Below are 25,072 nucleotides of genomic sequence, written 5' to 3'. Positions count from 1 at the left end.
ATTTTTAAGCAATAACTTTAATTAAATTCTGAACTTTACGAGCATTATCAATGGCCGTTGCACGATCTTCATGCACAATCGTCACGTGTCCCATCTTACGGAAAGGTTTAGTATATTTCTTACCGTATAAGTGAATATAGACTCCGTCGATTGCCAATGCCTCTTCCAATCCTTCATATTCTGCCAACCCCTCGTAGCCCTCTTCACCTAGAAGATTAATCATGATGGCATTTCCTCGAGCACCTGTATTGGCTAAAGGAAGATTGAAGATTGCACGCAAGTGCTGCCCGAATTGAGAAACATAGTTCCCTTCAATCGTTTGGTGTCCCGAGTTGTGAGGTCTTGGCGCTAGTTCATTCACAAGAATCTCTCCTTCTTTCGTCAAGAACATCTCTACAGCTAACAAGCCGACAATCTGTAAATCATTAGCAATTTTCTTCGCGATTTGCTCTGCCCTTTCCTGGATATCTGCCGAATAAGTCGACGGTGAAATCAAGAACTCCACGAGATTAGCTTGCGGGTTGAACTCCATCTCCACCATTGGAAAGGTAGAAATATCACCACGGTCGTTTCTAGCAACAATCACAGCGATCTCCTTTTCGAAGTCAACCAGCTCTTCTACGATGCTTGGCTCCTCGAATGCAGTTTCAAAATCAGCGGAAGAGTTGATTCTCTTTACGCCTTTTCCGTCATATCCATCTTTTCTAAGCTTTTGGATAAAAGGCAGAGGAATATGTGATTGCGCTAAGCCATCTTTATTCGATATAAACTGAAATGCTGAGGTCGGGATATCGTTCTGTTTGAAGAACTGCTTCTGTAATCCCTTATCTTGGATCAAACGGATTACACGCGCTTGCGGATAAACAATCACTCCTTCCGATTCCAATGCCTCTAGGGCATCAACATTAACTTTCTCGATCTCTATTGTAATCATGTCCAAATCCTTACCGAAGTTGTACACAGTATCATAGTCAGCTAGCGAACCAACCTCAAATTGGTTGCAAAGACGCTTACATGGTGCATTAGGATCTGGATCTAGCACATGGATGTTTACATTAAAATTTATTGCTTCTTGGATCAACATACGGCCCAATTGTCCGCCACCTAGAATCCCTAAGCGTAAATCCCCATAAAAATCTTTTGCCATATTTTATTCTATTGCTCTACTGCCACGGGAAAAATATCCCCTTTCAGTAAAGACTGTTCATCAATTTTCTTTTGTAATTCTAAGAACGCTCCAATCAAAGCCTCCGGTCTAGGCGGACAGCCCTGCACATACACATCAACAGGAATAATCTTATCCACACCTTTAACCACATGATAACCATGCTGCCAGTAAGGTCCTCCACAGTTAGAGCAAGAACCCATCGAAATCACATACTTCGGATCGGGCATCTGCTCATAAAGCTTCCTAATGCGATCTGCCATCTTGAACGTTACGGTTCCTGCGATAATCATCACATCCGACTGTCTAGGCGAAGGGCGTGGAAAAACGCCTAAGCGGTCTAAATCATAAGTAGCCGCCATAGCCCCCATCATTTCGATTGCACAGCATGCAATACCGAAACTGATAGGCCACATGGATGACAACCTGGCCCAATTCAATAGATCATCCATCTTAGCGATAATGACGCCATTATTTTGTTGCAGACGTTGGTCTAGACTCATGATTCTGAACTTGGTTTCTTGAATTTAGGTTTAAATCCTATTTTAGGCGCTGCAGCTGTAGTGCTCACAACGGTTTCTACTTCTTCAATTAAAGGCTCTTTATAATCCCTCACAGCATAAGTTTGCTGATTCAGCTTGTCGTAGGCAGCACTTGGGATATTAACAGCAACGCTCGGCGTTTTATGCTGTGGCTTGATCCAGCTGATATCCCCACTCTTCCATACGTAGATTAAGCCTACGATTAAGATACCAATAAAGATGGCCATCTCGATCAAAGTAAACCAGCCCCAACGTGCATCGGCAACAATAAAGTCCGCATTGCCAAACACGGTAGCCCAAGGAAATATGAAGATCAGCTCCACATCAAAAAGCAAAAAGATGAGCGCAATGACGTAGAAACGAGGATTGAACTGAATCCAGGAAGTTCCAACACTTTCCTCTCCACATTCGTAGGTACTTAATTTTACGGGATTAGGGTTTTTAGGCGAAAGGACGAACGCCAGAAAGATTGTAGCACATACCAATAGCATCCCTACTATTGCCATGAGTAGGATTTTGCCATATTCCGATATCTGTGCGGGGTCGTCCATTTTACAAAACTAAGAATTAATTCTAGCATTTAGTAGCCTGAAGGCTTTAGAAACATAAAAAAGGGCATCCTGCTGAATGCCCTTTTTTGTATCTGGAGAGCGAGCCTAAACTTGCATCTCCTTTTTTATCTTTTTCTAGAATGGCTTTCCAGGCATCTTAGGCATGTTTCTCATCATTTTGGCAGCCATAGCAGGGTTCGACATTTGTTTCATCACCTTACGCATATCGCCAAATTGCTTCATCAACTTGTTAACCTCATTAACGTCTGTTCCGGAACCTTTCGCAATACGCATTCTTCTGCGTTGATCGATTGCATCCGGATTTTCACGCTCAAAAGGAGTCATTGAATCGATGATCGCCTCAATAGGTTTGAAGGCATCATCATCAATCTCTACATCTTTGATCGCTTTACCAACTCCAGGAATCATTCCCATCAAATCCTTCATATTACCCATCTTCTTGATCTGTTGAATCTGAGACTTGAAGTCGTTGAAGTCAAATTTATTCTTACGGATTTTCTTTTGTAACTCAGCTGCTTGTTTCTCGTCAAATTGCTGTTGAGCGCGCTCCACAAGGGAAACAACGTCACCCATCCCTAAAATACGAGAAGCCATACGATCTGGGTGGAAAACATCCAATGCTTCCATCTTCTCACCCGTACCGATAAACTTAATAGGCTTGTTAACAACCGACTTAATCGAAAGCGCAGCACCACCACGCGTATCACCGTCTAATTTTGTTAATACAACACCCGTAAAGTCTAAGCGATCGTTAAATGCTTTAGCTGTATTCACCGCATCCTGACCCGTCATCGAGTCAACAACGAATAAAATCTCATGAGGTTGTGTAGCATCCTTAACCGCTGTGATCTCTTGCATTAACGCTTCGTCAATAGCTAAACGACCCGCCGTATCGATGATGACTACATTATGTCCATTGCGTTTTGCTTCTTCAACACCCGCAACGGCAATACCGATTGGATCGGTAGATTCTCTATTCACAAAAACCGGAACGCCAACTTGTTGGCCTAACACCTCCAATTGGTCGATAGCGGCAGGACGATAAACGTCGCCCGCAACTAATAAAGGTTTCTTGTTCTTCTGCGTTTTCAGGAAGTTCGCCAATTTCCCGGAGAAGGTTGTTTTACCCGCACCGTTCAAACCAGCGATCAAAATGACAGTAGGATTCTTTGTAATCTCAAGCTCCGTAACTGTACCGCCCATTAATTCGGTCAGCTCGTCGTTCATGATCTTCGTCAATAACTGACCCGGCGAGATACTCGTTAATACGTTTTGCCCTAAAGCCTTTTGTTTAACGTCATCTGTAAAAGTCTTAGCAGTCTTGTAATTCACATCGGCATCCAATAATGCCTTGCGAATTTCCTTCATCGTCTCTGCTACGTTAATTTCCGTAATATTACCTTGCCCTTTAAGTACTTTAAAGGCTCTGTCTAGTTTATCCTGTAGATTTGAAAACATCGTTTAATCTCTTGAAATCCTGTTGCTAATTGTGCAAATGTACAAAATCCTATTGAAAGGAAATCCATCTGCTATAAACTTTAATGTTACATCAATCCCTGAAATGGAGGGCAATGCTGTCGAAGAGCTCCCCTTACCGCTCGTTCAGAAAAACTTTCATGTTTCTATTGAAACACCAACAGGCACGAAAGTCCTCGGGGGCCAATGAAAACAGAGCATTCCGAAAAAAATGGGATGAAATTGCTTTCATCCCATCGCTATATTCTTTGACTAACCGGATTAGTCTCTTCTTCCGAACAAAATTGAAGCGTAGTACAACAGAGTCACTAAAGCTGACAAAGCTGCCACCACATAGGTCATCGCTGCCCATTTTAATGCATCTTTTGCGCCATCATGCTCTGCAGTATTGTGCGTTACACCCGAACGATCCAACCACGCTAAAGCTCTTGCGGAAGCATCAAACTCTACCGGAAGTGTAATAAAACTAAATAGCGTCGTTAAGAACAATGCTCCTACCCCAACGGCAAGCACAATGTAATTACCTGAAAATGCCAACATCATCACACCGATCAATAACACCCATGAAGTCAGGCGCGAAGCCACGCTTACCATTGGCACCATTGCCGAACGGAACTGTAACCAGTTATAGGCTGTCGCGTGTTGCACGGCATGTCCACACTCGTGTGCAGCAACCGCTGCCGCAGCAACAGAACGTCCATGATAAACCTCAGGACTTAAGTTAACCGTTCTATTTCCCGGATTATAGTGGTCAGTTAATTGACCTTCCACAGAAATAATCTGCACATCGTTGATACCATTCTCGTTCAACATCTTTTGCGCGATCTCCGCACCAGATAATCCCGACGATAACGGCATCTCCGAATACTTCTTAAACTTACTCTTGAAACGGAACTGGACTATCCAGCTCACCAACATAATTCCAATAAAAATAATCCAGTACATCTATTGTATTTCTTTAATTTTCTAATTTACTAATACACATCAAATCTGATTCCAAACCTTGATTTTAGAGAATATAAAGACAAAATGGCATTTCAATAGATGTGAGACATTAGACATAAGACATTAGACTCTGCATATATGATATTAACAAGACCACAAAATACTACTTGTTAACCCGCCCAAGTCTAAAATCTTATATCTAACATCTTATGTCTAGTATCTAATTCAATTGAAACATCAAATTATTCTCTTCGATCATTTTTCGTAGGTTGGTTAATGCGTAGCGCATTCTGCCTAAGGCGGTATTGATGCTTACTTCGGTGATATCGGCGATATCTTTGAAGCTCATATCACAGAACAGGCGCATAATTAACACCTCTTTCTGATCATCAGGAAGCAATTGTATGATTTTCTTGAGATCAATGTCCCGCTGGGTTTTCAGCATTTTGGTCTCCACGCTATCATCCGAAAACTGCAGGACCTCGAAGATATCGAATCCATCGTTATTGACAATATTAGGGGCTCTTTTCTCGCGGCGGAAATGGTCGATCACCATATTATGTGCAATACGCATCACCCAAGGCAAGAATTTACCTTCATCATTGTAGCGACCAGCCTTTAAGGTATTGATCACTTTAATAAAAGTCTCTTGAAAGATATCCTCTGCAAGGTATTGATCCTTTACCTGGTGGTAAATAGAGGTATAGATTTTAGTTTTATATCGTTCTAATAAAACCTGTATTGCTCTTTCTTCGCCTTTAACGTACGCTTGAACCAATTGTTGGTCACTCTTCTTATTCAATAGTTTCATAATTATTCCTCCACAAAAATGCTAGAGTATCTGCTATGTACTTGTAATGATTTTATAAAGCGTATTCGTGTTTCGATAGGCGATTTGTTATTATTTATACTAAATCAAAGAGAATTAAAAATTCCGAGTATTCAAAAAGTTACGGTTGATTTTAACATTTCTTCACATTATACTAATCAACAAAAATGGCTCCAAATTTATCATTTGGAGCCATTTTCTTGTAAAATATGCTTTATACTATTTATATAAAGGGAATTGAGCCATCATCTCTTTAACCTTTCCATGTATACGATTTAGCGCAGCTTCATCGTTTCTACTAGTTAGGGCCTCATCGATAAGTTCACCAATCTGTACAATTTCAGTCTCACCGATACCACGAGTCGTGATAGCAGCTGTTCCGAAACGAACACCCGATGTAACAAACGGCGAACGTGTATCGAATGGAACCATGTTTTTGTTCGTCGTAATACCAGCTAAGCCCAATACAGCTTCTGCCTCTTTACCCGAAATATCTTTATTGCGTAGGTCAACCAACATCAAGTGGTTGTCTGTTCCGCCAGAGATAATCTTGTAATCTTTCTCTACAAAGAACTGCGCTAATGTTGCAGCATTTTGTTTTACTTGTTTGATGTATGTCAAATAGTCATCAGAAAGCGCTTCACCATAAGCAATAGCTTTCGCAGCAATCGTATGCTCCAATGGACCACCTTGCGTACCTGGGAATACCGCTAAGTCTAATAACTGTGTAATTGTACGGATCTCACCTTTTGGAGTTTTGATGCCCCAAGGGTTTTCGAAGTCCTTACCTACCATGATCATACCACCACGAGGACCACGTAAAGTCTTGTGCGTTGTAGTCGTCACGATATGACAGTGAGGAATTGGATCGTTCAATAGTCCGCGAGCGATTAAACCTGCAGGGTGTGAAATATCAGCAACAACCAGTGCACCGATTTCATCAGCTACCTTACGGATACGAGCGTAATCCCAATCGCGAGAATATGCTGACGCACCACAGATGATAACCTTTGGTTTTTCTGCGCGCGCAGTTTCTTCTAATTTTTCGTAATCGATTAATCCAGTATCTTCTTTTACTCCGTAGAATAAAGGTTGGTAAAGTTTACCGGAGAAGTTTGCTGGAGAACCATGCGTTAAGTGACCACCATGAGAAAGGTCGAATCCTAAAATCTTATCGCCAGGTTTCAAGATTGCTAAGAATACGGCCGCATTCGCTTGCGCTCCTGAGTGTGGTTGAACGTTTACCCATTCAGCACCAAATAATTCTTTAGCGCGATCGATTGCGATAGTCTCGATTTTATCGACAACTTCACAACCACCATAGTAACGTTTTCCTGGAAGTCCTTCCGCATATTTGTTCGTTAATACTGAACCAGCAGCTTCCATAACCTGCTTACTTACAAAGTTTTCCGACGCGATTAACTCAATACCTTCTTCTTGGCGTTTAAGTTCCTCGTTGATAAGATTAAAAATGGATTGATCTCTTTCCATGTTTGGGAATTTTTACAAATTTAGAATTATCGGCAAATATAGATAATCTCAAAGAATTGGACTATCAATTACTTAACTTTTATCAGATATTTTGCTTTATTATGATATTGCTAAGCATTTAGCTCTTTTTTCAATAAAACTTGCGTTTGCAGGTTCACATTTTCGCCCTTCTGCTTCGTATAAGCCAACACTTCCTCCACAAAAGCGTCAACCGAGCTCACTTTCCCACCCGTATTCCGAATCAAATCCAACGTGTACTTCTTCAATTGCAGAACCGCTAACCAAGCCGAATCGCTCACATAAAGTTGTTGGGTATAGTTATGTTCAAACTCCGCCTCAATATCTGCAATTAAAGTCTGTTGAAACTGCTCCACCGACAATCCATTCGAATAATTACGCTGCATCACCTGTTGCACATCCATACGGTGCACCAATAACAATAGTCTTTCGTAAGCCGAGGTTCTTAAGGTTTCCTTGCCAACCGCCTTTGGCCGTTTCATTACGTTCAGTCGCACAAAAAAGCGCTCCACTTTAGGCCAGGCTAGCCGAAAAGCAAGCAACAGACCTGCGAAAACACCAAATGCAACAACAAACAATGATTTAAAAAAATCAACTAATTCCGGGCTCAAACTCATACTGTTACCTGATTGTCAAAAATGTCCTAAATGTTAAATAATGCCTAAAAATATGTAATTTTGTTAAACAATTTATACGAGGAAAGGATATGGCATCAGATAATTTAACAGCAGTAGCGCCAGTAACGCTTACGGAAGGGGCGCTAAAAGAACTAAAAAAGTTGATCGACCAACAAGAAATTAGTGAAGATTTCGGACTTCGTGTTGGCGTTGAAGGTGGTGGCTGTTCGGGAATGAGCTATATATTAGGCTTCGACCAAAAGAAAGAAGGCGACACCGAATATGAAATCCATGGCATCCGTTTGTTTATGAACAAAGCACATGGTCTATACCTTGCCGGTATGGAAATCGACTTTAAAAACGGTCTAGACGCAAGAGGATTTACATTCAATAACCCCAATGCAACCAGCACTTGCGGATGCGGAAGCAGCTTCTCTGCGTAACTACGTTAGATATTAGACATTAGATTTTAGATATTAGAACTAGAGGGCACCGAAAGGATGCCCTTTTTTTATTAGTGGTTAGTAGTAAGTATTTAGTAGTTAGACCCTGTCTTGAAATAGAAAGGGACGGATGCAAGGAAGTTTTGAACCTTTGTTTTTAACAAGACAACCGTATAACATCTAATTCCGACATAGGTCTTTATACTACCTACTAAATACCAACTACTATAATAACCCAATGTACAACCCAATCAAACCCGCTCGGGAGCGGGTTTGATTGGGTTATGAAAGGGCTTTGAAAGGGTTATGTAAGGGTTATGAGTTGAGCAAAGTAGCATGCAGTCTCGACGAACTGAGCATTCGTTTAGAATTCTTAGATGAAAAAGCTTAAAAAACACGTAATCTATGTTTATTGCAAAAAAATACTACACAGGAGTTACTCATTGCTATTTTTCCTTTCCTTTAAAATGACTAAATTAGCGACCTTTAAAAATAGAATAAGAACTCGTGATGTACAAGGAATATAAGCAGTTAAACTTACCAGAAATCGGCAAAGAAGTATTGAAACGTTGGGGTGCGGAGAACATCTTTGAGAAAAGTATTGTGAACCGTCCGGCGAGTAAGCCATACACATTTTACGAAGGCCCGCCTTCGGCGAACGGTATGCCAGGCATTCACCACGTTATGGCGCGTGCTATTAAAGATATTTTTTGTCGCTACAAAACCTTAAAGGGATTTCAGGTAAAACGTAAGGGCGGTTGGGATACCCACGGCCTGCCGATTGAGTTGGCTGTTGAAAAAACCTTGGGCATTACCAAAGAGGATATTGGCAAGAAAATCTCGGTTGAGGAGTACAATGATGCCTGCCGCAAGGAGGTAATGAAGTACACCGATGTGTGGAACGACCTTACTGAAAAGATGGGTTACTGGGTTGACCTGGAGCATCCTTACATCACCTACGAAAACGAGTACATCGAAACCTTATGGTTCCTTTTGAAAGACCTTTACAAAAAAGGCTTACTTTACAAGGGCTATACAATCCAACCTTATTCGCCTGCTGCAGGAACAGGTTTAAGTTCGCACGAATTGAACCAACCCGGCACATACAAAGATGTAAAGGACACCACTATTGTGGCTGAGTTCCGCGTGGATAAAGCGCAGATCCATCCGATCATGGATCGACTTGTCGATAACGAGAACGAGGATGTAGCCTTTATCGCTTGGACAACGACACCATGGACGCTTCCGAGCAACACGGCATTAGTTGTTGGCAAGAACATCGACTATGTTAAAATAAAAACTTTCAACCAATATACGGGAGCTCCGGTTTCTGTTGTTTTAGCGAAAGCCCTAATCTCGAAGCATTTCAAAGCTGAAGGACAGCAGGTTTCTTTCCAAGATTACAAACTTGGCGATAAAGTCATCCCTTGGGAAGTTGCTGCAGAGTTCAAAGGTGAGGAATTAGCAGGATTACGCTATCATCAGTTAATGCCTTACATCACTTCAGATGAATTGATGGACAAAGCATTCCGCGTGATTATCGGCGATTTCGTGACTACGGAGGACGGTACAGGTATCGTGCATGCGGCTCCAACCTATGGTGGAGATGACTTTAAAGTTGCGCGTGAAAACGGCGTACCGGCAATTTTGGTAAAAGACGAAAACGGTAAAGATGTTCCAACAGTAGACCGTACCGGTCGTTTTGTGAAAGAGATTACTGATTTCGCAGGACGTTTTGTGAAAGAGGAATACTACTCTGCCGAAGAGCGCGCAGATAAGGATTTCCGTCCGACCGATGTATTGATCGCTATCAAACTAAAAGAAGAGAACAAAGCGTTTGACGTTAAGAAATACGAACACACCTACCCACACTGTTGGCGTACGGACAAACCGGTATTATACTATCCATTAGATAGCTGGTTTATCCGCACAACAGCGTTGAAAGACGAGTTGGTAGCCTTAAATAAAACAATCAACTGGAAACCTGAAGCTACAGGTTCAGGCCGTTTTGGAAACTGGCTTGAAAACCTCGTAGACTGGAACCTTTCGCGTTCTCGCTACTGGGGTACTCCGCTTCCAATCTGGCGTTCAGAAGACGAAAACGAGGAAATCTGTGTGGGCTCGATGCCAGAATTAAAAGCATTATTAGAAGCTGCCGTTCAATCAGACGCCTTAACAGCAGAAGAAAAAGCAGTGAATCAGTCTTATCTGGATAAGTTCGGAACAGATCAGCTAGATCTTCACCGTCCGTATGTAGATGATATCATCTTGGTATCTGAGGGTGGTCAGAAGCTTTATCGCGAGCCTGATTTGATTGACGTTTGGTTCGATTCGGGCGCCATGCCATATGCGCAATGGGGCTTAGACTACGATAAATTAGAGCGCGGCGAAGCATTACCATTCAAAGAAGAATACTTCTCTGCATTCCCGGCAGATTTTATTGCTGAGGGCGTAGATCAAACACGTGGTTGGTTCTTCACCTTGCATGCCATCTCTACGATGGTTCGCGGTTCTGTAGCCTTCAAAAACGTTGTTTCTAACGGTCTGGTATTAGACAAGAATGGTAACAAGATGTCCAAACGTTTGGGCAATGGTGTGGATCCGTTTGCAACGATTGAAAAATACTCCGCTGATGCGACGCGTTGGTATATGATCAGCAATGCTGCACCATGGGATAACTTGAAATTTAACGAAGAAGGCTTAGACGAAGTTCGTCGTAAGTTCTTCGGTACATTATACAACACCTATGCTTTCTTCGCTCTTTATGCGAATATCGACAAGTTCAGCTATGCAGAGCCAGACATCGCTATTGACGAGCGTCCGGAAATCGATAGATGGATTATCTCCTTGTTGAATAGCTTGAGCAAAGAGGTGGATGAATATTACGCGGACTACGAACCGACGAAGGCTGCACGTGCAATCCAGAATTTTGTGGATGAGCATTTGAGTAACTGGTATGTTCGCCTATGTCGCCGTCGTTTCTGGAAAGGTGAATACTCAACGGATAAGATTTCGGCCTACCAAACGCTATATACCTGTTTGGATACGATCGCGAAATTGATCTCTCCGATCTCTCCGTTCTTTGCCGATCAATTGTATTTAGATTTAAATGCAGCAACCAACAAAGAGCAGTTTGAATCGGTACACTTGGCAGACTTTCCTGTTTACCACAGTGAATTAGTCGACAAGGCATTGGAAGAACGCATGGCATTGGCGCAGGATATCTCTTCTTTAGCGTTATCATTGCGTAAGAAGTCGGGCATCAATGTTCGTCAACCCTTAAGCAAAATCATGGTTCCAGTGTTAGACAGTTCTTTCCAAGAGAAGGTAGAGAAGGTAAAAGATTTGATACTCTCGGAAACCAACATCAAGGATATTGAGTTTATTACCGATACAACGGGTATCATCAAAAAGAAAATCAAGCCTAATTTCAAGGTGCTGGGAGCGAAAGTTGGTAAAGACATGAAAACTGTTGCAGCCGCGATTCAGGCGATGAGTGCTGAGCAGATTAGCGAGCTTGAAATAAATGGAAATATTGCGTTAACTGGCACGGAATATGTTATTAGCAGTGCAGATGTCGAAATCATCGCAGAGGATGTTGAGGGGTGGCAGGTGGCCAATTTAGGTCGTTTAACAGTGGCGTTAGACGTTCATATCACACCGGAGTTGAAAGACGAAGGTTTGGCTCGCGAACTAATTAACCGCATTCAAAACTTGCGTAAAGACAAGGGATTTGAAGTTACCGACCGTATTGCAGTTACCTTAAGTCAAAATACTGAAATTCAACAAGCTGTAGACAATAATTTCTCGTATATTTGTACGGAAATTTTGGCTGACACCCTTAAAATCGATAATTCGCTGGCAATAGGGGAACCTATTGAAATCGATGGTAAGAATTTATTGCTATTAATCGAAAAAATTTAAAGTATGGGAAACACAGAAAAAACTAGGTACAGCGATGCTGAATTACAAGAGTTCAAAGCAATAATTCTTGAGAAGTTACGTATTGCACGTGAGGAGTTGTCATCATTGACAAAATCGTTAAGTAATAGCAATGCAAACGGAACGGACGATACAGCAGGTACTTACAAAACATTAGAGGACGGTTCGGCAACTTTGGAGAAAGAGCAAATCAACCAATTAGCTGCACGTCAGAAAAAATTCATGGACAACCTGGAGGCGGCATTAGTGCGCATTGAGAACAAGACTTACGGGGTTTGTAGAGAAACTGGAAAGCTTATCCAGAAAGAAAGATTAAAAGCAGTACCTCATACAACATTGAGTATTGAGGCAAAGAACAAACAATATTAAGCAAAAGATTAGCTCCAATGGTCTTTGTATTCACAAAGACCATTTTTATGCATTATGAAAGGATATTCCAAGCCCTTATTACTCATTACGATTATTTTATTAGTGGACCAAATCTCAAAGATTTGGGTAAAGTTAAACATGACTATCGGTCAAAGCTTTAAAGTCATAGGTGATAAAGTGATGATCCAATTCATTGAGAATCCAGGCATGGCTTACGGCATGGAGTTTGGCGGTGAATATGGCAAATTGTTTTTAAGCGTTTTCCGTATTATCGCTGTTGCCGGAATTGGTTATGGCTTGGTTTATATGGTCAAGAATAAATACAATAGAGGTTTTATCCTCAATGTTGCATTAATATTTGCGGGTGCTTTGGGAAATATTATTGATAGTGCTTTTTACGGAATGATCTTTAGCGAGAGCACACCCTACCAAAAGGCTGTGCTATTTCCAGAAGGCGGTGGCTACGCGACCTTCCTTCATGGTTATGTAGTCGATATGTTCCATCTTCCGATTTGGAAAGGGACATTCCCGACTTGGTTCCCGATATGGTCAGGCGAAGAGTTTGTATTCTTCCGTCCGATTTTCAACGTTGCTGACTCGGCAATCTCTATCGGTGTATTTTTGATTTTAATCTTCAATAATCGCTACTTCAAAGAAGAACACGTTGAAAAACATGATGTTAACGACGAAGTAGTAGAAGACTAAAAGCGTTAAAATAATTGAAAGTTAACCCAATCCGGGCGAACAGTTTTACCATTTAATGTATATTTGCGGCATGAGAATGTTTGGAATTCTATATGCTACATTGATCTGCCTATGTTTTTGTAGTCTACCGCAGCATGCGCTAGCTCAGGTCAACTCAAAAAATCTGAAAAAACATATTAAGTTTCTGGCATCAGATAAGATGAAGGGGCGTGAGACGGGTCGTGCCGGATCGCACAAGGCTGCAGATTATGTAGAGAAATACTTTAAGAAATATGGTCTGCAGGCAAAAGGCGAGCATGGATACCGACAGTCTTTTGATGCGAAGATAAGACGCGTTAAACTCGCTGACTCCATCCGGAAGTCTGACAACATTATCGGATATCTTGATAATGATGCTCCCTACACCATCGTTGTTGGTGCACATTACGACCATTTAGGCTATGGGGAGTTCGGCGGTAGTCGCGACTCATTGGGTGTTGGCAAATTGCACAACGGCGCAGATGACAACGCTTCCGGCGTGGCCGGGCTATTGGAATTGGCTAGGCATTATGCTACCAATAAGGAGAAAGAAGCGTTCAATATGCTATTTATTGGCTTCGGTGCCGAAGAACTTGGCTTAGTCGGTTCGCGTTATTTTACGGAAAATCCGACCATCCCCTTATCCAATATTCACTGGATGCTGAACATGGATATGATCGGCAGATATCAGCAACAGAACGGGCTGGCAATCATTGGTTACGGCACGAGCAGTGCTTTTCCGAAGATATTCGACGGATTGACAAGCAGCATTAAGTTCCACCTGAGCAAAGATGGAAATGGCGGTTCCGATCAAACCTCTTTTTATCGTAAGAATATACCGGTATTGTTCTTCCACACCGGCGGACATGAGGATTACCACAAACCGACAGACGATGAGTTTAAGATCGATTATAAATCATTGGAAGCAATCCTGCAATTAGAGATCGAAGTGATCGATAATTCGATGAAACAGCCAAAGATGGACTTTCAATGGACAAACTAGATGGAGAAGAAACGCATATTAGTTACTGGGTCAAATGGTTTCTTAGGCCATAAGTTAACGGAGTTTATTCTTAAGAATCCGGATTACGAACTTTGCTGTACGTCCGCTTCTGTCAATAGAAATCCGCAAAATGAAGGCTATAGATTTCAGCAATTAAATTTAACAGATCTGGAAGGCTTAGGCCGTTTGATCGATGAATTTCAACCTACGCACATTATTCACAGCGCCGCATTGAGCAGTGTTGAGGTATGCGAAAGCGATCCTGTTTTATGTAAAGCGGTCAATGTGGACTCTGCTGCCTATCTCGCATCTCATTGCAAGGAGCAGGATATTCACCTGACTTTTCTTTCTACCGATTTTGTTTTTGACGGACAGCATGGTCCTTATAGCGAAGATGACGCATGCAACCCGGTCAACGCATATGGGCAAAGTAAACTGGATGCCGAACAAAAGATCATCGCGTCCGGCTGTTCAGCCGCAATACTCCGCACCATATTAGTCTATGGTGTTATTGCGGATAAAAAACGTTCGAACCTGGTCTTATGGGCGAAGAACAAATTATCCGCGGGAGAGGCAATCAAAGCTGTTTCTGATCAATGGCGGATGCCCACCTGGGTAGACGACCTGGCGACAGCCTGCTTATTAGCTATAGAAAAAAATGCTACCGGCATTTATCATATTTCGAGCGATACATTATTCTCGGTAAAGGAAGTCGTAGAGCAAGTGGCGGACTTCTGGAACCTCGACAAAACCCTCGTAGGGTCAGTAACTGCCGGAGAAATTGGACAGGCAGCAAACCGCCCGCGTAAAACTGGGTTTGTATTAGATAAAGCAAAAGCAGAATTGGGTTATCAGCCGACGCCTTTGCACGCCACATTTGAGCGTATCGAACAACAAATAAAAGAACTAGAAAAACAAGATGAACGATAAATTCGCAAAAGAATCCTACACGGAGATGAATGAGTTGGTGCTTCCCAACGATACAAATACATTTGGTAACTTAATGGGCGGTCGTCTACTCTATTGGATGGACATTTGCTCGGCAATGGCGGCACAAAAGCATTGCAAAAACCAGGTCGTTACAGTATCTGTAGACAACGTATCTTTCAAACGCTCGATTAAGTTAGGCGAAGTGGTGACTATACAAGCACAGGTTACTCGCGCCTTCAATACATCGGTGGAGGTTCGTATGGAAATATTCGCTCAGAATCTGCCGGAGGGAACTAAAGTAAAATCTAACGAAGCATACTACACGTTCGTGTCGATTGACGAAGAAGGTAAACCAAAACCTATTCCCGGACTTATTCCGGAATCGGATAGCGAGAAAAAACTATTTGAAGAAGCACTGCAACGTCGCGAACTTCGCTTATTATTAGGCGGCAAACTGAAGCCTGAGAATGCGAAAGGAATCAAAACTTTAGTGAAGCTCTTTAACCATGCGATATAGAGGGGCTAGCCCCCTCCTATTATCCCTCTTTTCGGCAAAATAATATGCAATAAGGTTCTGAAGCCTGTCTCTTCTACATTTAGATCGCTGATGTGGAGTTGCGCGATAGGCGAACTATAATGATCGTTGATCATCTTCAGGCGTTCTTCGATGCCTTTAATTCCGAAGGAACTGTTCTTGAAAGTGGATTTGTTTTGCTGATCTGATTCAGAAAAACCAATTCCGTTATCCACTATATCGATGATCACTTCGCTATCGCTTTCAAATACGTTAATCTGTATTTTCCCCTTTCGATTTTCCAGATGCCGGACACCATGATGCACGGCATTCTCCACAAGTGGCTGAATTAATAAGGAAGGCACCTTCGTTTCCTCCACGTTGATCTGTTGATCGACATCAACCCGAAAGTCGAATGCATTATCAAAGCGCGATCTTTCCAACTCCAGGTACAACTTGACAAGCTGCAATTCGGATTGGATACTGACGATGGAGAACTGAGAATTCTCTAAAACAATTCGACTGAGCCTAGAAAATTTCTGTATCAGCTTGGATGCATTCTCACTATCATTCTCTACGACATAGGCCTCAATGGAATTCAGCACATTAAAGATAAAGTGTGGATTCATCTGCGAGCGTATGGCTTTCAATTCGCTCTCATAGAGTTTTTGTTTAAAATCTTTGGCGACCTTCTCCTGCTTCTCGCGTTCAATGTCTGCCGCTTGCTCCTGTATGGTCTTGATTTTTAATGCCAATTCCGCTTCCAATTTCTCATTATAGGAGAGCTGTATTTTGTTTACTATTTTCTGCTGTCGGATCCTGTAAAGGAAAAAGAAAGTAATGGCAGCTAACAGCGCCAATGCGACAAGCGTTTTAAACCACCAAGTGGCATACCAATAAGATTTTAATGTTATGGGAATCTCTGCTATGTGTGGAGACCAATTCCCCAAATCGTCTGCGACTTTGAGGCGGAATGTGTATTGACCACCTGGCAGATTGCTGTAAAAAGCTTGCAGATCCGATCCTGCTATCACCCAATCTTGATCGAATCCAACGAGTTGATATGCGTATTGTAGCGGATAGCCTAATACTTGGCGATCGGATGAAAATGCAAAGGAGAAACTGCTCTCTTTTGCACCGAGCAACAGCTCCTTCTTGTTTAATCGGAAGCTTTGATCGATATTATGCACACTGAACTTACTGATGATGGGGCTCACTTGGATAGGGCTGTTTTGATGTACTTCGCCCAAATTACCGAGTATAAGCCCTTTGTTGGTCGTCCAGATTAGCTTCTCAGCATCCAGGAAATAGCCCGTTGTTTGATAGTTCTTTGCCGGATATATGCCCTTCCCTTCCAGCAAATGCCGGAATACCTGTTTTTGCTGATCGAACAGCATGACGCCGTCTAGCGCTTTAACCCACATAAATCCCTTGCCATCTTCCTTTATTTCCACAGCAAATAGCCAAGGGAAAGGATTGCGGTCGTAGAACTGCGCAAATTCAAACTTCTCACCATCCTTCTCCATAATACGACCTATGCCAGAGCTGGCGCTGGTAAACCAGAAATCGCCATTCTGAGCTGTGTAAAATGCAAATATTGTATTGGACATTAAGTCTCCTGCATGATCTCCCTGTACATAAGATTGAAAGCTTGGCCTTTGCTTATTTAGCAAACGCAGTATACCAAAACCGTCCATTCCCAGCCAAATACGCCCTTTCGCATCTTTGCCGATCGTCGTTACTTTACGGTCTGGCAATCCATCATTTCTGTCGAATAGCTCGATCTGCCTGTTCTTTAGGGAATACTTATAAAGGCCGGAATTCCACGAGCCAATCCAGAGTACAGCCTCGCCGTTGATCGTATCGGGAATGATATTATTACAGTCGGCAATACGGAAGTTCTTCTGCTCGCCTTGAATCGGGAGGGCTTGCAGTTTTCGCGTTGCTCGATTAAACACATAAACCCCATCTTCGAAAGTAGAGAAATATAGATTATCGGCATGAACGGTCATCATGCTGACGCGTATATTTTGGATTGGGTATTTCGAAATCCTGTGATACTCCGCATTGAGCTGTCCAAAAGAATGCTCCGTTCTATACCATACTTCATTATCCCATTGCATGAGTTTCAGGATTGGTTCTTCATTCGCTTTTAGCGGAATTAAGGTATTTACGCGGTTCCAAGGCTTGGCATAATAGAACAAACCAGAGCCTGTAGCCACCCAATAACCATCTTTCGATGGTAGCAAAGCTTGTATACGTGAGGGCTGAGGAAGGATGGGCATCAAATTATCCCAAGCGATCAGCTCTGCTTTGTTCGAATCTAAATTCATACTCCACAGTCCTTTGATATTATGTCCGATCAACAGGCTATTTTCTTCTGGCCAGTAGGCTATGGAAGAAATAAAATTATCGTAATAGTCTTTGTTTTTCCCCAATCCTAAAATCGAATGCTCAACAGCTCCCGACTCAGAATCGTAAGAAACCAAATCGTAATCATAATAACCCAAAAAGACCTTGTTATTGACAAATGAAATACCTGTTGCTCCATTCTCTCCAATATTTTTGAAGTCAATCTGCTTTGCACTCTTCGTTTTGGGATTATAACGGATAAATCCATGATATCGAGTCCCTATCCAAAGGTTTCCCTGCCGATCTTCCTGAATATTATAAATACTTAGTGGTTCCTTGCTGTTGATCCCGGACATCTTGATTTGAGTGACCTTGCCCGTCTCTGGGTTTAAAACCTGTAAGTCGGTTTCCTGACCAGCAAAGTAAATTAGGCCTGACGATGATCGGATGACCTCATAAAGATTTGTTTTAATCAGGCTATCGGGCCCCACAAGGGCGTGAAATTGTTTTAAGGAATTGTTTACTGGCTTCGAGCGGTCATAGCACAGCAAGCCTCTATCATTGGTTGTTATCCATATCCTATTCTTATGATCGATCGCTATTTTCCCCAAGTAATTGGAATAGGTACTGGTGCCCTGTTGGAAAGGAACATGGGTGAAGCGAGCCCCATCGAAGTATGACAAGCCCTGCTTACTGGTCAGCCAAAGTAAACCAGCACTATCCAGCGCCAGGCCATTAATGACATCGCTAGGTAGCCCCTCCTTCTCTGTAAATTGGATATAATTATAGATACGCTGTTGAGCGATGCTGTCGCCAGCCGTTAGCACAGCAAAACAAATTATTCCGAAAATAAGTCTTACTGTGCGCATACAGGTTATTATGAAAATAAACGCTCCATTAATACTTGCTTTTTAGTCGGTGACACCTCCAGTTCAGCACCGTCTATCGTCTCCACCTGTCCACCATCGCCTTTTTTATATTTAACGACGTAATCCAGATTGACAATAACACTGCGATTGATCCGTAGGAAATTCCTTTCTTCTAATAGGTTTTCGTATTCCTTCAGGGTCTTTGAGACAATGATCTTAGGTTGGTTAGTCAGGTAAAATATCGAATAGTTGCTCATGGCCTCGATCCTCAGGATATCTTCTCGTTTAATAAGATGTATACCCTCGGCGGTCGGCAAAGCAATACGGGAGCAGCCGCTTCTTACTTCCTGTATATCCATCTTCCGCATGGCTTCCTTCCCTTGAATCCGCTTTCGCAATTTTTGGATTGCTTTCGTCAGCTCCTCCGGGTCAACAGGTTTCAGCAGATAGTCTAAGGCATTGGCGCGAAGCGCATCCAAGGTATAGATATTGTATGCCGTTACGAAAATTACTTCAAAATCAAACTGTCCTACTGCCTCCAGGAACTGAAAGCCATTCATCATTGGCATCTCCACATCCAGGAATAGGACGTCCGCATTCAACTCTTGTATTTGAAGTAAGGCCAGCTTAGGATCATTAAAGATGCAAACCACCTCCAAAACATCAGAAAACGCCTGAAGCTTGTGTTGTAAAAGGCTGCTGCCCTTTACTTCATCGTCCAATATGGCGGCCCTTATCATAATCGGTTAGTTAGTTCATTTAAAAATACCTAATCCTAAAGATAAATCAATCACGAGAATAAAATGTTTTCAATGAGCGAGAAAGGGTTTTGAATGTGTAAACAGATATTGGGGATTAGTGATTAGATGTGAGATTTTAGATGTGAGATTTTAGACGTATGGCTTGAACCAGGAAGGGAAGGATTTAAGGATTGACAGGATGATTGGATTGTCTTGAACCAGGAAAGGAAGAATGTAAGGATTGGCGGGATGATTGGATTGTCTTGAACCAAGAAAGGAAGGATGTAAGGATTGTCAGGATGATTGGATTGTCTTGAACCAGAAAAGGAAGGATTTAAGGATTGGCAGGATGATTGGATTGTCTTGACCCAGGAAAGGAAAGATTTAAGGATTGGCAGGATGATTGGATCTTCTTGAATACCAGGAAAGGAAGGATGTAAGGATTGGCAGGATGATTGGATTGTCTTGAACCAAGAAAGGAAGGATGTAAGGATTGTCAGGATCCTGAATATCCTAAAATCCTTCCTTTCCTGGTTCAGACAATGCTCTAATATCTAAAATCTACTGTCTAAAATCTAATGCCTAATATCTACTGTCCCAGCTCCACCAAGCGGTCGAACTCTTCAGCTTTTAGCGGCATAACAGATAAGCGGCCTTGTTTTACTAAGGCAATATCCTGCAGTAATGGATCTGCTTTTACGGTTTCCAGGGTTACTGGGTTCTTAAAAGTTTCTACGGGTGCTAGGTCTACGACTACCCAACGTTCATCGTCTGTTGTAGGATCTTGGTAGAATTCTTTAACTACTTTGGCGATTCCCACCACCTCTTTGCCTTCATTGCTATGGTAAAAAAGAACTAAGTCGCCTTTTTTCATCGCTTTCAGGTTATTTCTAGCCTGATAGTTTCGCACGCCATCCCAGAAGGTTTCCCCATCTTTATTAAATTGTTCCCAGCTGTATTTGAAGGGTTCAGATTTTACTAAAAAATAGTTCATGAAGCTTATAAGATTTAGTTTTGTTGCTCTAAGATTTCCATTTTATCGGCATAATGCGCACAGTAATCGCGTAGGTCTGCAATTACTTTTTCTGCCATTGGATCGCCTCCAGAAGAGCGGATAAATGAGTCTGCCATAGTTTGTAAGGTCTCATAAAAGAAACGCTTCATCTCGTCGTAAGGCATGTCTTTGGTCCATAAATCAATACGTAGCGTATTTTTATATTGTGCGTCCCACAATGCTAAGAACATGGCCTTTGCTGGCAGCTCTTCCGAGTTCTCGCCATCTGAAGAGGTCCATTGAATACTCTCAGGCACGTTTGCATCATCCAACGTCACATTAAGCTTTATTTCTGCTGTTTTCATATCTAAAACTGTATTTTTATCAAAACTGTCACTATGCCAACGATGATCATGAAGCCTATCTGCATCACCCACAACCGTTGTATATCTCTAACCCAAACGCGGAATAAAATATCTACAAACACCAACAATACCGATAGTACGACAAGCCATACCCATGAAAATAAAGGCTCCCCTTCATTTCCCAATTCGGAGATCGCCCATACCAGCACGCAAGCCAGCGCGATATTGAGTGGCGTTAGTTTCATTTTCTCTTCCCTGGTTTACCCGTGCTTTTCTTTCCCGGCTTTGCCTTGCCCCTATTACTAGGTCTAGCGCCCGAAGCACGTGCATTTGCCGCCTTTATAGCGTATTTCTTTTCGTGGAATGCTCCTTTGAAATCAGGATCATCCTTTTTCTTCTGATTGTCAATTTCCCTGGCGATTGCCTGTTTCTCATCAAATGGCGTCTTTTCGATCACTACATCTTCTGGAATATCATAGACAGGAATAGATTGACGAATTAGCTTTTCAATCTTTCTGATGTTATGTTCCTCCGCAGGATTGCAGAAAGTAATTGCATCGCCGGTATTGAATGCACGACCAGTACGACCGATACGGTGTACATAATCCTCAATAACAATAGGCACATCAAAGTTGATTACATGCGAAACCTGCGAGACGTCCAATCCGCGAGCCGCCACGTCGGTAGCCACGAGAATACGGACATTCCCTTCTTTGAATGCATTGATGGAATTGATACGTGTATTCTGCCCTTTATTGGCATGGATCACGCGAACCTCATCCTGAGCATACTTACGCTCGAGGAATGAAAATATACGGTCTGCAACCACCTTGGTCTTACAAAAAACAATGACACGGCTAAATGCCTCATCGTCTTTGAAGAAGTGCTGCAGTAGATTTAACTTAGTTTTAAGATTGGGCACAAAGTACAAAGACTGAGCAACGGTTGCCGCAGGTGTTGCCTGCTCGCTGACTTCAATAACTGTCGGAAAGGCTAAGAAGTCTCCGGCAATTTTTCTGACCAATTCGCTCATTGTAGCTGAGAATAACAGGTTTTGACGTTTGCGAGGCACTACTTCCAAGATTCGGTGAATCTTTCCGATGAACCCCATATCCATCATCTTATCCGCCTCATCAAGCACCAAGAACTTCAACGATTTCACATTGATATCGCCCTCCAAGTAGAGGTCAAGAAAGCGACCAGGTGTAGCCACAATAATATCGCATCCCTTTGCAAGAAGCTCTTTTTGTGTCTTAGGCCCTAATCCTCCATACAATAAAACGGTGCGTAGATCTAGATAGGTCGAAAAAAGACGGATATGCTCTTCAATCTGCATGGCCAACTCGCGTGTTGGGCTCAAAATCAGCGCTCTAGGATCATTGCCTTGTGCATACTTCAGCTTCATCAGCATCGGCAATACAAAGGCAGCCGTTTTCCCGGTACCAGTTTGTGCAATACCCATCACATCTTGCCCGGCAAGGATAGGGGTAATTGCTTTTTGCTGTATTTCGGTAGCTGTGGTATAGCCAGCTTCTGCTATCGCATTTAATAGCTGTCTGTTTAATTTAAAGTCCTCGAATGATGCCATTACCGCAAAGATAGGTAAAAGCTAGCACATGCTTATGTATGGATTTCCTGACAAATCATTTTGATTTGCGAGCAAATTCCAGCAAATTTGTCAATTACAAACAAGGTTGATATGAAAAAAATAGGATTACTAATCGTACTGGCGTTCGTCAGTACTTTCTCGTTCGCTGACGAGGGCATGTGGTTTTTAATGCACCTGAAGCGACTTAACGAGGCCGACATGCAGAAGAAAGGTCTACAACTTACTGCAGAAGAAATTTACAGCATCAATAACTCCAGCTTAAAAGATGCTATCGTGCAATTCAACGGCGGATGTACCGCAGAAATCGTTTCAGGATCGGGCTTAGTATTCACCAACCACCACTGTGGTTATGATGCTATCGCTGAGTTATCTACTCCGGAGCACGATTACTTAACCAACGGATTCTGGGCGAAAAACTACGCTGAAGAGCTGAAGCCAAAGTCGCTTTCTGTTCGTTTCTTTGTTCGTATGGACGATGTTTCTAAACGTATCTTAGGTTTAGTAAACGATAAGATGTCAGAAAAAGAACGTGAAAAAGTAATCAACCAAGAGATTGCTAAGATTCAAGCGGAGAACAGCGAGAATGGCAAATACGTAGTTTCTGTTCGACCTTTCTACAATGGTAATGAGTATTACTACTTCGTTTATCAAGACTATACAGACGTTCGTTTAGTAGGTACGCCTCCAAACAGCATTGGTAAATTCGGTGGAGATACAGATAACTGGGAATGGCCTCGTCATACTGGGGACTTCTCGATCTTCCGCGTATATGGCGACAAAGACGGAAACCCTGCGGAATACTCAAAAAACAACGTTCCGTTGAAACCAAAATACTTCCTTCCAATCAGTATTAAAGGAGTTAAAGAAGGTGATTTCTCCATGATCTTAGGATACCCTGGCCGCACAAATCGTTGGATGAATGCTGCGGGTATTGATCAAAACGTGAAATACGCATACCCAGCATGGGTTGAAGCTTCTAAAACTGGTATGGATGCCATGAAAAAACACATGGACCAAGATCCGGCTGTTCGCATCAATTATGCTTCGAAATACTCAGGCGTTGCCAACTATTGGAAAAACAGACAAGGGATGATCGATGCTTTGACCAAGCACAAAACAGCAAACGCTAAAGCAAAACAAGAGAAGAAATTCAACAAATGGGCTAACAAGGCCGCAAATAAAGCGCAATATGGCGATGTGATTTCAACAATCAATGCATATTATGCAGCGACCAATGAAAAGGCTAGACATGATAATTATTTGACGGGGATGTTACGTTCATCGACGTTTGCTGCATTACCATATAGCCTAGGAGGCGCATTAATTCAATATGCAAATGAGAACGAGGCAAAACGCAAAGAGATGAAACCTCGCTTAGAAGCTTATATCAATGATAACTACGAAGGTGTATACACGCCATTGGAAGTTGATGTATTGGCTGATGAGCTGAATCTTTATGCAGCGAAAGGCGGACAGATTGCTACTTATATCCGTCAGATGGCTGATAAAAACGGAGGTAATTTCCAAGCTGACATCCAAAAAGCATTCGATAACAGCGTATTCGCTTCAAAAGAAAAAATTGAGGCTTATTTAGCCAACCCGAAAGCGAAAGTGGTAGAAAACGACCCATTATTAGCGATTTCAACAGCACTGATGAACAAGTACCGCGAGACCACTCCAGCGCATGAAAAATTAGTAAATGACTTCCAAGCAGCTTCACGCAAATACATCGCAGGAGTATTGGAAATGGATCCTAACGGCAAATACTATCCAGACGCAAACTCCACATTACGTTTAACTTACGGTACAATCAGAGCATTACCTAAAGACAAACATAACGATGCGAAAGTGAATAACTACACGACTTTGCAAGGTACAATTGCGAAATACAAACCAAACGATGAGGAGTTTGATCTTCCAAAACGCTTAATGGAATTGTACGAAGCGAAGGATTACGGACGCTATGCGGATAAAGCAGGGTACCTTCCTGTGAACTTCTTAAGCGACCAAGATATCACGGGTGGTAACTCAGGATCGCCGGTTTTAAATGGAAAAGGCGAATTAATTGGCTTGGCTTTTGATGGTAACATCGAGGCGATGGCTGGAGATGTGATCTTTGATCCGAAATTGCAAAGAACCATCTCTGTAGACATCCGCTACGTTCTGTTCGTAATCGATAAATTTGCCGGTGCGCAAAACATTATTGACGAGTTAAAAATTGTAGAGTAATATCTATCCAAAAGGGTTTTAAACACAAAAAAAAGCGCTGAAATTAGCTTTGTTTGCATTCCTTTTGTATATTTATGATATCTTAGAGAGTTAATTAAGAAAAACTAAAATTATATTAATTAAAAAAATGGAAAACTACACTAAATTAAAAGAGCTAGTAGCTTCAATCGAAGCTGACGCAGAAAAATTCTTCAACAACGGAAATTCAGCTGCAGGAACTCGCGTTCGTAAAGGCTTACAAGACATCAAAACTTTAGCACAAGATATCCGTAACGAGATCACTGCTAAGAAAAACGACGGTAAAAAATAAGTAACCCCGTTTACAAAATAAAAAC

23 protein-coding genes are annotated in these 25,072 nt (G+C 42.1%); 9 read left to right on the top strand and 14 right to left on the bottom strand.

Annotated elements, in window-relative coordinates:
* Positions 1-4: 4 nt before the first annotated feature.
* The 8 genes from QYC40_RS02845 to QYC40_RS02810 form a co-directional block, all read right to left on the bottom strand.
* A complete protein-coding gene (locus tag QYC40_RS02845) occupies positions 5-1,147 on the bottom strand; it encodes a 5-(carboxyamino)imidazole ribonucleotide synthase (RefSeq protein WP_301992302.1) in 1,143 nt (380 codons plus the stop codon).
* Between the two features lie 8 nt (positions 1,148-1,155).
* Positions 1,156-1,668: an NADH-quinone oxidoreductase subunit B gene (locus tag QYC40_RS02840; protein WP_301992300.1), complete on the bottom strand. Its 513-nt coding sequence runs from the start codon at positions 1,666-1,668 to the stop codon at positions 1,156-1,158.
* Positions 1,665-2,258: an NADH-quinone oxidoreductase subunit A gene (locus QYC40_RS02835; protein WP_301992299.1), complete on the bottom strand. Its 594-nt coding sequence runs from the start codon at positions 2,256-2,258 to the stop codon at positions 1,665-1,667. Before QYC40_RS02835 ends, QYC40_RS02840 begins: the two co-directional genes overlap by 4 nt.
* Positions 2,259-2,393: 135 nt before the next feature.
* Positions 2,394-3,737 (bottom strand): signal recognition particle protein, encoded by a 1,344-nt coding sequence (ffh, locus tag QYC40_RS02830; protein WP_260041028.1) that lies wholly within the window; start codon positions 3,735-3,737, stop codon positions 2,394-2,396.
* 279 nt (positions 3,738-4,016) lie between these two features.
* Positions 4,017-4,700, bottom strand: a complete 684-nt coding sequence (locus tag QYC40_RS02825) for a zinc metallopeptidase (RefSeq protein ID WP_301992298.1) — start codon at positions 4,698-4,700, stop codon at positions 4,017-4,019.
* Positions 4,701-4,920: 220 nt separating this feature from the next.
* The gene (locus QYC40_RS02820) at positions 4,921-5,511 is read right to left on the bottom strand and encodes an RNA polymerase sigma factor (RefSeq protein WP_149527045.1); all 591 of its coding nucleotides are present in this window, start codon (positions 5,509-5,511) and stop codon (positions 4,921-4,923) included.
* Between the two features lie 237 nt (positions 5,512-5,748).
* Positions 5,749-7,020: a serine hydroxymethyltransferase gene (glyA, locus tag QYC40_RS02815; RefSeq protein ID WP_301992297.1), complete on the bottom strand. Its 1,272-nt coding sequence runs from the start codon at positions 7,018-7,020 to the stop codon at positions 5,749-5,751.
* Between the two features lie 110 nt (positions 7,021-7,130).
* Positions 7,131-7,655: a hypothetical protein gene (locus QYC40_RS02810; RefSeq protein WP_301992295.1), complete on the bottom strand. Its 525-nt coding sequence runs from the start codon at positions 7,653-7,655 to the stop codon at positions 7,131-7,133.
* Positions 7,656-7,744: 89 nt separating this feature from the next.
* Here QYC40_RS02810 and QYC40_RS02805 point away from each other — a divergent pair, with 89 nt between their 5' ends.
* The 7 genes from QYC40_RS02805 (at position 7,745) to QYC40_RS02775 (ending at position 15,582) form a co-directional block, all read left to right on the top strand.
* A complete protein-coding gene (locus QYC40_RS02805; protein WP_301992294.1) occupies positions 7,745-8,098 on the top strand; it encodes an iron-sulfur cluster assembly accessory protein in 354 nt (117 codons plus the stop codon).
* A gap of 510 nt (positions 8,099-8,608) precedes the next feature.
* Positions 8,609-12,022: an isoleucine--tRNA ligase gene (gene ileS / locus QYC40_RS02800; RefSeq protein WP_301992293.1), complete on the top strand. Its 3,414-nt coding sequence runs from the start codon at positions 8,609-8,611 to the stop codon at positions 12,020-12,022.
* Between the two features lie 3 nt (positions 12,023-12,025).
* On the top strand, positions 12,026-12,409 hold the full coding sequence (locus tag QYC40_RS02795) for a TraR/DksA C4-type zinc finger protein (protein ID WP_149527051.1): 384 nt from the start codon (positions 12,026-12,028) through the stop codon (positions 12,407-12,409).
* 54 nt (positions 12,410-12,463) lie between these two features.
* Positions 12,464-13,114, top strand: coding sequence for a lipoprotein signal peptidase (locus QYC40_RS02790; RefSeq protein WP_301992292.1), 651 nt, complete (start codon positions 12,464-12,466; stop codon positions 13,112-13,114).
* A gap of 70 nt (positions 13,115-13,184) precedes the next feature.
* On the top strand, positions 13,185-14,135 hold the full coding sequence (locus QYC40_RS02785; RefSeq protein ID WP_301992291.1) for a M20/M25/M40 family metallo-hydrolase: 951 nt from the start codon (positions 13,185-13,187) through the stop codon (positions 14,133-14,135).
* Positions 14,136-15,065 carry an SDR family oxidoreductase gene (locus tag QYC40_RS02780; RefSeq protein WP_301992290.1) on the top strand — a complete coding sequence of 310 codons (930 nt, stop codon included), beginning with the start codon at positions 14,136-14,138 and terminating at the stop codon, positions 15,063-15,065. It begins immediately after the preceding gene.
* Positions 15,055-15,582, top strand: a complete 528-nt coding sequence (locus tag QYC40_RS02775) for an acyl-CoA thioesterase (protein WP_301992289.1) — start codon at positions 15,055-15,057, stop codon at positions 15,580-15,582. Before QYC40_RS02780 ends, QYC40_RS02775 begins: the two co-directional genes overlap by 11 nt.
* Before the next feature lie 5 nt (positions 15,583-15,587).
* On the opposite strand, the gene QYC40_RS02770 is transcribed toward QYC40_RS02775, so the two are convergent.
* From QYC40_RS02770 to QYC40_RS02745, 6 genes are all read right to left on the bottom strand, one after another.
* A complete protein-coding gene (locus QYC40_RS02770; RefSeq protein WP_301992288.1) occupies positions 15,588-18,800 on the bottom strand; it encodes a sensor histidine kinase in 3,213 nt (1,070 codons plus the stop codon).
* An 8-nt stretch (positions 18,801-18,808) separates the two neighbouring features.
* Entirely contained in the window at positions 18,809-19,540 is a 732-nt protein-coding gene (locus QYC40_RS02765) for a LytTR family DNA-binding domain-containing protein (RefSeq protein WP_301992287.1), read from the bottom strand.
* Positions 19,541-20,129: 589 nt separating this feature from the next.
* Positions 20,130-20,534, bottom strand: coding sequence for an EVE domain-containing protein (locus QYC40_RS02760; RefSeq protein ID WP_301992286.1), 405 nt, complete (start codon positions 20,532-20,534; stop codon positions 20,130-20,132).
* 14 nt (positions 20,535-20,548) lie between these two features.
* Entirely contained in the window at positions 20,549-20,899 is a 351-nt protein-coding gene (gene gldC, locus QYC40_RS02755; protein ID WP_301992285.1) for a gliding motility protein GldC, read from the bottom strand.
* Positions 20,900-20,901: 2 nt separating this feature from the next.
* Entirely contained in the window at positions 20,902-21,144 is a 243-nt protein-coding gene (locus tag QYC40_RS02750) for a hypothetical protein (RefSeq protein WP_301992284.1), read from the bottom strand.
* Positions 21,141-22,487 carry a DEAD/DEAH box helicase gene (locus QYC40_RS02745; protein WP_301992283.1) on the bottom strand — a complete coding sequence of 449 codons (1,347 nt, stop codon included), beginning with the start codon at positions 22,485-22,487 and terminating at the stop codon, positions 21,141-21,143. Before QYC40_RS02745 ends, QYC40_RS02750 begins: the two co-directional genes overlap by 4 nt.
* A 111-nt stretch (positions 22,488-22,598) precedes the next feature.
* Between QYC40_RS02745 and QYC40_RS02740 the strand changes: the two genes are divergently transcribed.
* Both QYC40_RS02740 and QYC40_RS02735 read left to right on the top strand, forming a co-directional pair.
* Positions 22,599-24,737 carry a S46 family peptidase gene (locus tag QYC40_RS02740; RefSeq protein WP_301992282.1) on the top strand — a complete coding sequence of 713 codons (2,139 nt, stop codon included), beginning with the start codon at positions 22,599-22,601 and terminating at the stop codon, positions 24,735-24,737.
* 127 nt (positions 24,738-24,864) lie between these two features.
* Complete coding sequence (locus tag QYC40_RS02735) at positions 24,865-25,047, top strand: histone H1 (RefSeq protein ID WP_149527062.1); 183 nt, start codon at positions 24,865-24,867, stop codon at positions 25,045-25,047.
* Positions 25,048-25,072 lie beyond the last annotated feature (25 nt).

This window comes from Sphingobacterium sp. BN32 (assembly GCF_030503615.1).
Classification (GTDB): domain Bacteria; phylum Bacteroidota; class Bacteroidia; order Sphingobacteriales; family Sphingobacteriaceae; genus Sphingobacterium.
Note: the sequence above shows the minus strand (reverse complement) of the source record. Positions and strands in the feature narration are given on the sequence as shown.